The organism is Sutterella massiliensis (assembly GCF_016899755.1).
In the GTDB taxonomy this organism is placed as follows: Bacteria; Pseudomonadota; Gammaproteobacteria; order Burkholderiales; family Burkholderiaceae_F; genus Sutterella; species Sutterella massiliensis.
The window spans coordinates 110,203-123,777 of record NZ_JACJJC010000006.1; the positions used below are offsets into that span (position 1 = coordinate 110,203).

Here is a 13,575-nt window from a genome sequence, read left to right on the forward strand (position 1 = left end):
CGAAGAAAGGGTTGCAGCTATGAAGCTGCCCCCCCTTCTTTATTGAACTTGATCGAATCGCATTGGGTCCGCCCGTTCGCATTCAGTCGTCGCTCGCAGCGGACGCCCGAAGCATCCACTTCTTGCAGGTCGCGGGCGATATGCCCGTTCTTCTTCGCAATTCCGCCCAAGAAACGCCCGATTTACGCAGCGCAACGACTTTTGCCTTGAAGGCCTCGTCGTAGCGGTACTGCTTCTCGGTGAGTTTCTCGGAGAATTGTCCCTGCGCGTACAGCCGCGACCAGTCTCTCACCGTGTAGATCGAGAGACCGAGTACCTTGGCGACTGTTCGATAGCCCATTCCCTTCGAAAACAAAAGCGCCGCAAACGTCCGCTTCTGGTCCGACGGAAAATCGGGGCGAAATCGCACCGTCTCGATCCGATCGCCGTTGTCGATCGAATCGGTCATGGCGCGCGTCCTCGTTGTCGGATGCGATGCCCTTCGGAAAGCGCAGAAAAGAGGCGCTGCGCTTTCCGAAGGGCACCGCACCCGCAGTGACGGAGTCTGCTCCGAACGTCTGCGGGGCTGCCCCCGCAAACGCATCAGAACAGAGTCGCTAACTATTCGCTTTGCCCCGAGCGACGCTTCTCATATGGGAAGCGTCGCCCGAGAGTCATGCGATTAGAAGCGATAACGCGCGTTGAGACCGAAGGTCACGTTGCCGTCGCGGCTGCCGCCCGTCGAGAAGCCGAGGTTGCCACCGAACGCCATGTTGTCCTTTTCGGCAGAAATGCCGATGCGGACGGCGCCCGTGAGATCGTCGGCGAACTCGGTATTGACGACGTCTTCAGCCGTGAGACCGTTGGCCGTGATCGTCGTATCGACATCCTTGTCGCCGGCAACCGGCGTCACGGAGAAGTCGATAACGCCGCGGCCGGTCCAGCCCGACTTCGTCTCAGTCGTACCCTGGAAGGCTACGCCAATCGGGAATTGAACCTGCGTGACGGAGTCGGTGTCGTAGTCAAAGGCGTCCTGGTGGGCCATCTTCGACTTTTCATCCGACGTATCCATCCAGACGGCGCGAACGCCGACATACGGAACAGCCTGCACGCTCTTGCTCAGCGCAATGTTGTATTCGCCCTTGAGGCCGAGCGTGTAGATGTCGTTCTGAACGTCCATCGTGTGCTTGCCCTGCTTGGCGCCGAGCGCACCCGGCAGCGACTGTTCGAGGTCGGAGTCGATGCGCGTGTACGCGAGCGAACCGATGAAGTTGAAGTTGCCGAACGTCTTCGCAGCGTAGAGCGCGAAGGTGTAGGCATCCGCTTCATTGCTCGTCTTCACGGCAGAGCCGTTCGAGTCGATGTTGGCGTTCTGATAGGCAAACGCAGCGCCGTAGCGGGCGTCGCAGGAAGCCATCAGGTCAGCGCCGAGGATGAACCCGGTGTTGTAGCCGTCGAACTCGGCCGACGAACCCGAGAAGTCGTAACCGGAAGCGTCAACACGCTGACCGAGCGCATCCGCCCAGAGACGGACGCCGTCAAAGCGCTGCAGCTGGCCGTTCTTGAAGTGAACGTCTTCGTAGCTGAGGTGACGATCGGTGATGTCGAGCACGTTGCCCACAAGCGTCATGCCCTGGACCATCACGCCGCCCGCAGCCATGATCTGCGCCGTGTCGTTGATCACTTCGGCCTGGAGGTTTTCGCTCAGGATGCCGTTTTCAATGGCACCCGCGAGGAAGCCCTTCACACCCGATTCGTTCGGCGAGCGATGCGGATCGGAGATGACTTCGTTGACGATGTTCGGGATCGCAACATCCGGGAGCTTGTCGAGAATGTTGTTCGAGCCGACCGTGATTTCGACGTTGCCGTCTTCATTTTCACGGATCGTCAGATCGACATCCCTATCACCCGTGTAAATGATGTTTTCGTGTTCGAGCCAGCCGCCTTCGGCAAGTTCAACATCGCTGAACCCTTCGGACACGAGCGTATAGGTACCCCAACCGATCGAGGCGTCGGACACCTGGATCTGAGCACCGTCTTCAACCTTGAAGGAGCCCTGCCCCTTGAAGAAGCCCTGATTACCGTCGTATGTCGAGGTATTGAGCTCAAGGAGAGAATCGGAACCGAACCAGACGGAGCCGCCCGCGAGCTCGACATTCGCAGCACCGTTGCCAACGGCAATGACACCTTCGCTGCCGAGATCAACCGCGTGCTCGTTCATCTTAAAGATGCTCGAAGCTTCATGCTGCGGCTCATCAACATTGCTGAGCGTATCGGGCAGGATGTCACCGAGCGTGAAAGTTGCACCGTCGACATTGATGCGGCCGGACATCTTGTCATTCGCCGCACTCACCTGTGCCGTTGCACCATTCGTCACCGTCAGCACGGAGCCCGCATTCATCGTCGTATTGCCGAGAACGAAGTTACCGCCCGAAACGGAAGCCGAACCGTTAATGACGTTGCCGCCTTCACCACCGAGCGCTACGAACTGACCATCGGTTTGCGTGAAGGTGCCGCCAATAGTCGTCGTACCATCAACGAAGGTCTTGCCACTCGATGCGAACGAACCGTTGACATCAAGACCACCATAAACCGTGAGAGTGTTCTGGTTGTCGAAGCTCTCTTCCACCGACAGGTTGCCTGCAACAGCCATCACGGCTTCGTCACCGGCATTGACCGCCTGGTTGACGGAAACGTCACCGCCGAAAACAGCCTGTCCTTGGTTGGCGAACACGCCAGTGAGCGCAGCATTGCCGCCTACAGAGAGTTCTGCATTGGCATGGTTGAAGAGAACGTCGTTGGCGGTCAGATCACCTGCCACAACCATTGTGTTGTGGTTGTCGGACGTGCCGTTCAAAACGAGCGAACCTTCAAACTGAGCTGTGCCGTTGTTGTTGAGCGTACCGATCTGAGCCTTACCCGCTACGATCATAACTGCGTTAGCAGCATTCGTAAGGGTCTCGATATTGGCTTCACCAAACTGGACCGAACCACTATTGGTGAGCGTACCGATTTCAGCCATACCGTTGACGACTGCAACCGCATCAGCAACGTTCGTGAAATCGTCAATAACAGCTTCATTGAACTGAGACGTGCCACTGTTGGTGAATTCGCCGATGTCAGCCTTTCCTTCGACAAGAATCCATCCTTGACCCAAATTTTCAAGGCTACCGGCCGTTAGATCCGTCGTGCGAACAATCTTTTCGTTGGAGAAATTCTCAGCAACGCTGATGCTACCAGCAGAGATCTGACCGGCATTTTCAAGGTTTTGAGCCGAGAGCTCATCCGTTACGACCAAGATGCCGTCATTGTCGACTTTACCTGCGGAAGCGATGCTCCCTGCCTGGAACTGGGCTTTGCCACCATTCGTGATGCCATAGTCGGCATTGACCTTGCCTTTGACGGAAATAAGCCCTTGGTTCTGAATACCGTCAGCGCCGCCAACAGCGAGGTTACCGCCGACATTGATCTCGCCGCCGACCTGATTCGTGAAGTCGGTGTCGATGTTGACGTTTCCAGCAACTGCAACACGACCAACGGAGCTATCGTCGGCCAAATTATCGAATGCGAACGCGTTGAGATCGCCACTCACGCTCAGAACACCGTTGACCGAGTTCACGAAAGCTACATCGGACGAGAGCGAGCCGTCAACCACAAAACCGGCACTGTTGTAGACATCACTAATCTCCGCATTGCCTTCGACCCAAAGAAGGCCACTTTCGTTCTGCAGTTGATCGACATCTATATTTTTCGTGACATGCAGGTAGCCAGCATTCGTGATTGCGCCTTCGCCATCGACGGAGCCTTCGATCGTGTAGCTACCCGAAGCGACTTCAAAGCTGCCGCTATCGAGGGTTACGCCGGCAAGTTTGCCAGCGCCCCAGCCGAGCGTAAGTACGCCGCCATTGCTTACCGAAACGCTGCCACTCTCGCCAACGAGCGACTCGCCTTCGCCGCCCCCCACAAGCGTGAGATGCGCCTCGTTGGTAACCGTCACTTTTTCCGTGCCGTTGATACGGCCGATGCCGAAGCCCTTCGTACCGTTGGCATTATCGCCATTCATGACTAGCGAGCCGTCTTCCACGCTGAACATGCCATCGTGGAGATTTTCATCCTTGGCTTCCAGCGTTACGGCGCGCAGAACGACTTCGTTTTCGAGGCCGTCGAGCATAGCATTCGCGTCATCGACGGTAAAGATGAGATCGTCGAGCTTACCGGTGTAATGCACAGCCAGGTCGCCGCCACCCGTCCAATCAGTGCCGGCAATCTTGCCGTCAACCTGACCGACTAGAGCAGTGGAAATAAGGTTGTCGTTGAAGATCAGATGACCGCCGTTGGTCTTGACTTCAATTCCAGTAGCAAGTTCCTCATTGATGTCGCCGACGTGGTTACCCGCAATCAGTTCGCCGACCTTGTCAGGATCTGTGATAACAGAACCAGTTACGTCGTCAACGTAGCTCACTTCATTGAAGAAATCTTCAAGAGACGTTTCCAGAGCACCGCCATTGAAGGTGATCTTCCCCGCCTGGTCAGAGAAGTTGCCAAAGTCCCCAGCAATCAGGAGACCGCCTTCGTTGAGAACGAAGTCATTCGCACCATCAACAACATCAGCACGAAGCGTGCTAAAGCCCTCACGCCAGTCACCACCGTCAAGAATCGGATCGAGTTCTCCAGTAAGCGTCGAACCGAGGACATACTCGTTGTTCGTCCCTAGCGTCTTACCCGTGCGGTCGATCTTGGCACCGTTGCTCAATTCGATCGACGAGTTCTCGAACCAAGCATCACCGATATCAAGACTCGAATCACCGCCAACCTGCTTGTACTTGACACGAGAGAAGTCGGCATCGGAAGTAGCCGTGATGTTGCCTCGGTTTTCAAGCGAGGAACCACTCTTTAGCGAGAGCGTATCGATAGCGAACGTACCGTTCGTGACGAGCGTCGAAAGCTTTTCAGCATTAAGCGTACCGAGTGTAAAGTCGCCGTTCAGTCGTAGCTGACCGCCGCGATCGTTCGAAATGCTTGCTGCCGTATTGACGGAACCGACCGAACCGATCGTCATCGTGCCGCCGTTCGTAATAATGCCCGAACCCGAAACGCTGCCAAGCGTTGCCGTACTGCCCGTCAGATTGCGCAGAGAAGCAGAAATGCCGAAGTCGGCATTGCCGAGAATCGTCAGTGTGCCAGCATCGTTCATCAGCTGAGCACCAATGCCAAGCTGCGCACCGCTTTCAATGCGGACAGTTGCGCCAGCATTATTTCTGAAGGTACCGTTCAGGGCGAAGCTGCCTTCGCCATTCGCAGCGACCTGGCTGAAGAAACCGTTGTTCGTGTAGACCCCGTCAATCTTCGCATTATTGACCTGTTCGGAGCCATTGTTGAGAGCACCGGTACCAACAGTAAGGTCGGTCCAAGCGGACGTGCCTTCGTTGGTATAGCTACCGGCATCACCAGTAACGGTCAACGAGACGCCAGACACAAAGCCATTGTTCTTGAACGTGCCGGTATTTTCAATGTCGCCGGCGGAAACAACAGCATTTTCACCGAACGTCATCGTCCCCGTGTTTTCCAAGTACGCGGCATCAATGTTGCCGAAACCATTCAGGTTGAACGTGCCGTGGTTTTGGAACGAATCGTCAAGAATCTCAAGAGTGTTGTTGACTGTCAACGTGCCGGTGTTCGTGAAGAACGTCTCGTCACCGATCGTGAGCGAACCGAACGTTGCCGTGCCTTCGTTACGAGCGATCAGCATGGTCCAGGAATGCTCGGCCGTGAAGTCAGCAGTATCGGCCGTGAAATTACCTTGCTGCGCGTTGACCCACTCACCACTAGTGGTTGACACAGAATCCCAGGTAGCCGTGCCGGAGTTCGTATAGCTACCTTTGACAACCAGCATTTCACCGTCTTCAATCCCCTGATTGGTCCAGGTACCTGTAACGGTTGTCGTACCGGATGCATGGAGCTGTTGTGAAGCATTTGCCAAGCGCCCAGAGACAGTAGCGTTCTGGAGATAAAGTGTACCGCCGCTCTGGTTCTGGACGATTGCGTTGATGACGCTGCCGTCAGCAAACGTCAGCGTGCCATTACGCATGTTCGTCACCTGACCGCCGTTGACATTGCCAATGGTCAGCGTGCCGCCATTGTTTGCGACAGTCGCACCGTCATTGCCAAGCGTCAGCGTGCCGGTAAAAGTCGCGTTACCATTCGCATCATTGCGGAAGTCGCCGTTAATGGTGGCTTCCTTGCGAACCGTGAAAACGCCGTCATTGACGAGAAGCTCGGCATTGCTTTCGAGCGACCCCATCAGGAAACGGCCGCGCATAGGATTTTTGATGCCGCCGTCCGAATTAGAGAAACTGAAGTCATCTCCAGAAGCCTGGATCGTCACCTTTCCTGCAACGTCAACCAACCCAGTGTTCGTAAAAGATGCATCCCCCGAAAGCGTAAGCGACTGGGCATATACGATACCGTTGGACGCAAGATCCCAACCGTTGTTAACGAAGGTTTCGTTACCGATATAGATCTCGCCAGTAGCGCGGAGTGTGCCGTTGTTGGTCAACGTGAACTGCGTTGAAGGATCGGAATCGTACGTAAGGTCGGCGACTTCCTGAGTCTCACGATAGTTGATCGTCCAGTCGCCCTTAACCGCGACGTCATTGCCGCCAAAATCAATCTTTGAAGTGTCATCGTTTTCATCGAGATTGATGGTGATGACACCGCCCACTTCGTCGAATGTGAGACGACTACTATCCCCCTGAAGATCGTAGTCAGCAATCGTCAGATCGCCCGTGTTGCCGATCGTCAGCTGACTGTTGTCGATGTACAGCCCCTCAAGATAGGATGCATCGAGAGAAACATCCTGCTTACCGGCATTGTCCACAGTCAATCGGGTTTGATTGAGGCCAGATTTCTTATCACTCGCGACCTTAATCGTCCCATTAATGTCGGCACCTGCTTCTAAACGAATGTTGATCTCGTGGGAAACGCTTTCGACATTGATGGCATTGGCGCCTTCAGCTGCGTTGATGGTGCCTTCGTTGTGAATGACAGTTTCACCGCGTGTAGAACTTTCGCTGACGCGAATGCCATCACCATCCTGAACGGTGATCGTACCTTGGTTGGTGATCAGTACTTTTTCAGTCGTGTTATTGCTGTTGTTATCGACCATCCCTGCACCACCATAAACCTCAATCGTCCCTTGATTCTTGAGGCGATTGGCGTTGGCGTTGCCCTGGGTATTTGAGACCATGCCAAGGGCATTCCAGACATAGATGGTGCCCTGATTTTGAGCAAACCCGTCATCTACGCTCATGCCCTTGACTTTATCGTCGCCATCACCCTTAACGTAGATCGTACCCTTGTTCAAAATCTGATTTTGCTGGCCCCATCCAGCAGAAAGACCGGACGCATAGCCTCCGTTGCCTTCGACATAAATAGAACCGCCCTTATCAACCTGAGCTTTTTTACCGCCAGTGGCCATCATGCCAGCGGAAGCATACTTGCCTTCGGGAATGTTCTTGCCACTAACATAAATGACTTGATCGCCAGATCCAATATCCGTACCAGGCGTTTGAATACCGACACCAGCACCAGTCGTTTGGTCTCCGTTGACATTGACCTTAATATCAGCCGTCTCAGAAATTTGACCCCAATCCGGCTCGTCAACAGCCAGGGCTGATGAACTAACCCCAAGAGCTAGAACACCAGAAACCGCTAAGGCAAGAGGCTTATACCCCCCCCCCCATTATTGTTTCACCTTTAGCATTTGACTGCGAATGAGAGGACTTCGTTTCCTCCACAGCCACAATCGTGCCGCGTGCCGCATTGAAAACACGGCGGAAAATCTTATTCATGAGTTTCTTCCTTAAAACCCTCGAACCCTTTCGAGGTCTCTTCATTTTATTTATGCCATTTAAGACATGCGGATTTAGATGGCAAAATACAACAATAGGATAATCCCGTCATTCTTTAACTCACACATTTAAACATAGATTAAACCGTACACCTCAGAAATATTAAAAAAGAAGTAATCGCCATTTCCTATTCAAATAGGAGCAAAAAATATTTAACTTTTATTCAAGCGTATATGCATTTTTTTATGCTTGAATACGCTTGCTGTTTATTCAGTTTAAGTGTTTTTGTATTCCGCTCCATAAAGGAACGACAACCGTTATCTGAGAGAAAACGAAATGAAGCATTTCATGCTTGCGCTTACTGCGCTCGCCGTGAGCAGCGCCGCCTGTGCTGCCGGCGACAATGACCACACCCTCTACCCGTCGACCGAAATCAACTTCGAGGGTCGCATCATTGCTCAAGCCTGCGAGATCGGCACGGACCTCAACGGCGCCCCCGTTCAGCTCGGTACGTACCCGGCCGAATATTTCAAGTCGATCAACGTGCAGACGGCACCCGTGAACTTCAACCTCAAGCTCTCCAAGTGCCGCCTCGTCCAGACGCTCACGGGCGCCACGGACGAAATTGAAGTCGAAACGTCCTCGCTCACCTTCACGGACCAGAGCGGCGACACCCAAACCATGCCCACCTACAACCGCAATCACCTGCTCGCTCCCATTGCCGAAGCCGGCGAAACAACGGCCACCAACATCGGTGTTCTTGTGAAGTACGCCAAGGCGGGCGAGCCCAGCGTGGACTTCGATAGCGATGACGGCTACGCGATCGTCGGTTCGTCGACCACGGTCCCTGCCAAGAACATGCGCATTGAAGAAGACGGCGTCACGATCCCCATGGCCGCAGTCATGCAGCGTGCGTCGGACGCGCAAGATGTCACGCCCGGCAAGGTCAAGGCCCGCATGAAGGTTGTCCTTCAGTACAAGTGATTCGCAGATCGACGGGTGATCTTTCCGATCGCCTGAAGCCTGCTTACATCAGCTTGGGCCGACTCGTGGAATCAACTCGAGTCGGCCGATTTGCCTCATTGACGGATCCGGTGTCTTAGAGATCATCCCGTCCGCTCGAAGCAAAGCCTCCTCGCCCCCCCAACCCGCTCCCCCGTCACCAATCACTCATGCGTCTCGGCACCCGTCTTTGCGTCGCACTCGCTCTCTTTGGCATTGCCGCTTCGGCTCAGTGCGGCGGACTTTCCGTTTCCAACACGCGACTCATCATGCAGGATGGGCAAACGAGCGCGTCGACCGTGTTTGCCAACGATTCGAATACGCAGTTCCTCACGCGCGCCTGGATTGAAAATGCGGCAGGCATCAAAAACGAAGACTTCATCGTGACGCCCCCCGTGGCATTTTCTCCGCCAGGGAAACACATGCGGCTACAGGTGGCGCTTCTTCACCCGGAAAACTATCCGAGCGACAAAGAGTCGCTCTTTTATCTGCGTACGAACTCCGTTCCGGGGAGCTATGCCAAAGACAGCAACTCGCTGCAGATCGAATACGGCCTGCGCGTCAAAGTTTTCTACCGGCCGGCGAACCTTGAAGGCAACATGGTCGACGCGATCAAGGAACTCGGCTGGCGGGTTGAGGGCGGCAGGCTCCTGGCAGAAAACAAATCAAACTTCAATGTGACGGTCGCCGCCTACAGCATCAACGGCAAAACCAAGCAGCTCGACGACTGCGTCATCGCCCCGGGCCACACGCTTCAACTGAAGCTCCCGTCAAACACACCCGATACGTTTTCGCTCATCTGGGGCTGCATAGACGACTACGGTACAGTCGTCCACGGCGAAACCGACTTAAAAAAGCACTGACGGCCGGAGCGCACATGAAAAATGGTTCGTTTTTTGCCCATGCTCATGCCGCTGCACGCCCTTTTGCCGCCGGCTTGACATTCGTTGTCGTCACCGCTTTCTCCGCTTCGGCCGCCGGAACGAGCGACAACGCACCGTCTTCCGTTGCAGCGCCCGTTCGCATTTTGTCTTCTCGCGTTGTTTTTAACGAACAAGATCACGCCGCGTCGCTTTCGATCGAAAACAACAGCGATGCACCGCTTCTCGTATCGGCGAGCGTGTCGCCCTTCGCGGGCGTCGGACTTGTCAGTGAAGCGACCGAAGACTTTATGGTTTCGCCCGGCATCAAGCTCGTTCGACCGGGCGAAATCCGTCCGTTTCGAATCATTCGCCTCCGAGAGGATCTCCCCAAAGACGAGGAGAGCCTCTACATCGTGAATCTGCGACTCTTGCCGGGTGAAGCTTCGCAAAACACGTCAAGCCAGCAATCCGAAACTCAACAAGAAAAAGCGCGCATCAACGTGAGCTTCCTCGGAAGCGTCAAGCTCTTCTGGCGACCTGACGCGATTGCGAACGCCTTCGGCAGCGAAGAAGCCCGCTCGCGCATGCAGGCGCGGTGCGAGGGCGACGCCATCACGCTCGTCAACCCCTCGCCCTACTGGTGCACGGTGAGCTCGCTCAAAACGCCGTCAAGCCGGGCGAAAGCTCCGCACGAACACATTCGCACCGAGCTCTTTCCCATGATCGAGCCTCACGGAACGCTCACGATGCCTCTCGATCATTCGGAGCGTTGTCCCAAAACACTCGACTTTTCGTTGATCGGCGAGAACGGCCGGGTAACCGCACCAAGAACCCTGGATGTGGAAAAGGGAATGCCGTGAAGCGCGACGGCTCGAAAAAGTACGAAAGATTTGAATGAAAAAGGCCGCAAAACTGAAAAGCCTTAAGAAGAAGGAAGCGAAGCCAAGAAGAGTGCTCCGCGCCGATCTTCTTCAAGCACGCACGCCGCTCGCGATCTTCTGTGCGTCAATGCTCGCCGTACCGCTGTCTGCGGCCGAGTCTGCCACATCGGACATCGCTCCGGATCAGGGAACCGATGCGACGCACCAGTCTGCCGACCGCAGGAACGAAGCCATTCGCAGCACATTCAGCCCTAGCGCACTTCGCGACATCTTTGGCGACGACGCGGCAAACGTTGACTTCGCTCGATTGATTGAAGACGCCGACATCGGTCGACGTCAATACGACCTTTTCGTCAACAACCGCTTTCTTATTCACCAGAATGTCGAAATCTACCGCAAGCCCGACAGCTCACTAGGCATTCGCTTTCCTGCGATGGTGCTCCTTGTTCAACCGCTTCTTTTCGACGAATTGCCGGAACTCAAAAAGAAGCGGCCGCTCGACATGATTGAGGATATCGACGCGCTTGTTCCGGGCGCTTCGGTCACGTTTGATACAGTGAATCTTCGCGCCGACATCACCGTGCCGCGCAGCTGGTACTCGAGCTTCGGAATACAGGACGACATTGCACCACCGCCCCGCTGGACATACGGCGTACCCGCTGCCGTTCTCAACTACCGCGGCAGCGCCGACTGGGAGCGCTACGACGGCGTGCGCCGCACGCATGCGTACCTCGGCCTTGATGCACGGCTTAATTTCAACGAATGGCGCCTATACGCGAACGGGGCATTTTCGGCCGACGGTGGCGAAACGAACGACACGGATTTTGATCGAGGAAGCGCCTACATCACGCGTGTATTTGGCGAGAGTCGAACGCGACTGCGCGCCGGCGAGATTTATACACAGTCGTTCTTTCAGGACGCGCTTCCGATTCTCGGGCTTGAGTTCTACGACGACGAATCAATGATGTCGACGATCGAGCGCGGTTACTCGCCTGTTGTCTCCGGCATCGCGCAGACGGCCGCGCGCGTCACGGTTCGGCAATTCGGCCGCATCGTTTATGAGCGCAACGTCGAGCCTGGCGCGTTCTCCTTTGAGAACCTTCCGGGCCTCACTTCAGGGACCGATCTCGAAGTGACAGTACTCGAGCAAAACGGGCGCGAGCGCCGGTTCATCGTGCCATACAACCAGACGGCGCTGCAGCTGCGAGCCGGCCGCGTACACTACTCTGCCGCCCTCGGGCGTTGGCGCGGAACTGCCGAGAGTATGGGCGAAAAGCCCTTTGTGGCCGCTGCCGGGCTCGGCTACGGGCTCCCCTGGGATGTGACGGTTTTCGGCGCTTTCCAGGCGAGCGAAAACTACTTCAACGGCACCGCTGGTACCGCAGCCAATCTCGGCCTGCTCGGCGCGGCGTCGCTGCAGTTCGAAAACGCCAGCTACAAGCTCGATCGCAACAACGCAGAGCGCACGTCGGGCTCGCGCATTGCGCTTGAGTGGCAAAAGCATTTTGCTTCGACGGGCGCGTATCTTTCCGCCGACTGGCGCCGTTACACAGCGGGACGCTACCTGTCGCTGTCGGAAACCTTGGCCGAGCGCGACTCCGACGAATGGCTTTACTCCAACTATGGGGGTGACCTCAAGGACGAGCTCACGCTTTCACTCTCGCAGCCGCTTGGACAGTGGGGAAACTGGAATCTGAGCGGATCGCTCTTTCGCTACGAAGACGATCGGCGCCGCGAAAGTCTCATGACGTCGCTCACGACCGACTGGAACGGCATCAGCATCGCGCTTTCGCTTCAGCACGACCGTAATCGACTTGCGGGCGGGGAAAACGAACGCGAAAGCATTCTTTACCTCAATCTCTCAGCGCCGCTCTCGCTGCTTTTCGGCTACGAAGCGACATCGCAGTACGCGAATTTGAGCGTGCAGCGTACCGACAGTGGATCATTTACCGCGACCGAAGGCATAAGCGGCTCCTTCGGCGAAAACCAACTTTGGAGCTACGCACTCTCAAGTTCGCAAGGCCAGGATCTTTCGGTCGTGAACGCCACGCTCTCACACGATACGGGGCGAGGCCGCTGGATGCTATCGGCTTCGCGCACCCACGACTCAACGCGCCTATCGGCCAACATCGACGGCAGTCTCATCGCCGCCGAAGGCGAGCTCATCCCTGCACAGACGCTCACGGGCGCCACAGCGCTTCTCAAAGTGGAGCACGCCCCCGATGCCAGGCCTGAAACCTATGCCGTTACCGCCAAGAGTGGTGACTGGCTCGTCGTCACAGGCCTCAACAACTACCGCATCAACGATATTTCAATCGACCCGAACTCAATTCCGCCAAATGTGCTTATGCCGATCTACCGGCGAAATCTCGTTCCCGCCGATGATGCAGTACTTGCCGTGCTATTTGAAACCATGAAGGGGCATCAGCTCGTCGTGGAGGTAAGAGACGTTTCCGGCGGGAAACTGCCTTTCGGCGCCGTTGCTCGTCTCCTGGCACATAAGAGCATCTCCACTATGGATACGGTCTTAAACGAACGCTCGCGCGCCTATTTCGGCGCCGCCCCCGAAACGGGCGTGATCGAAGTGATCTGGTCGGAAAACGACGTACGCCGCACCTGCTGGGCACCCTATTCGCTCAAAAAAGCGCTTGCCGAAAAACCGGACGCACGCATCGTGCGCGAAACCGTCGTCTGCCACTTTTCTTCAGAACTGCAGGCTAAGGAAAGCTCAACCGACCGTACGCAAAACCGCACGAGCGCCGAGAACACCGCAAACGAGATGACCGAAAGCGATAAACCGAGCGACAGCACGGCTGCACCCACCCCCCGACCAGCAAAAACTGCGGTCGCCGAAAAGCTCGCGGTGTCGTTGCCCGAGAAGACGCCGGGAGAAACGCCCGTCCGTGACGCAGCGACTGCGGCTGATAACCCCGAACATGGTCAAACGAGTTATCCGGAAAGCGACGACTACAGTCCCTGGTTCCAAATTCTCCCGTGAGT

The 13,575-nt window shown here is 55.8% G+C and carries 7 protein-coding genes; 4 read left to right on the top strand and 3 right to left on the bottom strand.

Annotated elements, in window-relative coordinates; all coding sequences use genetic code 11:
* Positions 1-82: 82 nt before the first annotated feature.
* The 3 genes from H6A60_RS05305 to H6A60_RS05315 form a co-directional block, all read right to left on the bottom strand.
* Positions 83-448 (bottom strand): transposase, encoded by a 366-nt coding sequence (locus H6A60_RS05305; RefSeq protein ID WP_205102368.1) that lies wholly within the window; start codon positions 446-448, stop codon positions 83-85.
* A 213-nt stretch (positions 449-661) separates the two neighbouring features.
* The gene (locus H6A60_RS05310; RefSeq protein ID WP_205102369.1) at positions 662-7,459 is read right to left on the bottom strand and encodes an autotransporter outer membrane beta-barrel domain-containing protein; all 6,798 of its coding nucleotides are present in this window, start codon (positions 7,457-7,459) and stop codon (positions 662-664) included.
* 244 nt (positions 7,460-7,703) lie between these two features.
* Positions 7,704-7,829: an ESPR-type extended signal peptide-containing protein gene (locus tag H6A60_RS05315; protein WP_205102370.1), complete on the bottom strand. Its 126-nt coding sequence runs from the start codon at positions 7,827-7,829 to the stop codon at positions 7,704-7,706.
* Between the two features lie 336 nt (positions 7,830-8,165).
* Between H6A60_RS05315 and H6A60_RS05320 the strand changes: the two genes are divergently transcribed.
* The 4 genes from H6A60_RS05320 to H6A60_RS05335 all read left to right on the top strand — a co-directional run bounded on the left by H6A60_RS05320 (position 8,166) and on the right by H6A60_RS05335 (position 13,573).
* A complete protein-coding gene (locus H6A60_RS05320; RefSeq protein ID WP_205102371.1) occupies positions 8,166-8,813 on the top strand; it encodes a fimbrial protein in 648 nt (215 codons plus the stop codon).
* Positions 8,814-9,001: 188 nt separating this feature from the next.
* Positions 9,002-9,694: a fimbrial biogenesis chaperone gene (locus tag H6A60_RS05325; RefSeq protein ID WP_205102372.1), complete on the top strand. Its 693-nt coding sequence runs from the start codon at positions 9,002-9,004 to the stop codon at positions 9,692-9,694.
* Between the two features lie 14 nt (positions 9,695-9,708).
* The gene (locus H6A60_RS05330) at positions 9,709-10,554 is read left to right on the top strand and encodes a fimbrial biogenesis chaperone (protein ID WP_205102373.1); all 846 of its coding nucleotides are present in this window, start codon (positions 9,709-9,711) and stop codon (positions 10,552-10,554) included.
* A gap of 34 nt (positions 10,555-10,588) precedes the next feature.
* Positions 10,589-13,573, top strand: a complete 2,985-nt coding sequence (locus tag H6A60_RS05335) for a fimbria/pilus outer membrane usher protein (RefSeq protein ID WP_205102374.1) — start codon at positions 10,589-10,591, stop codon at positions 13,571-13,573.
* Positions 13,574-13,575: the final 2 nt, after the last annotated feature.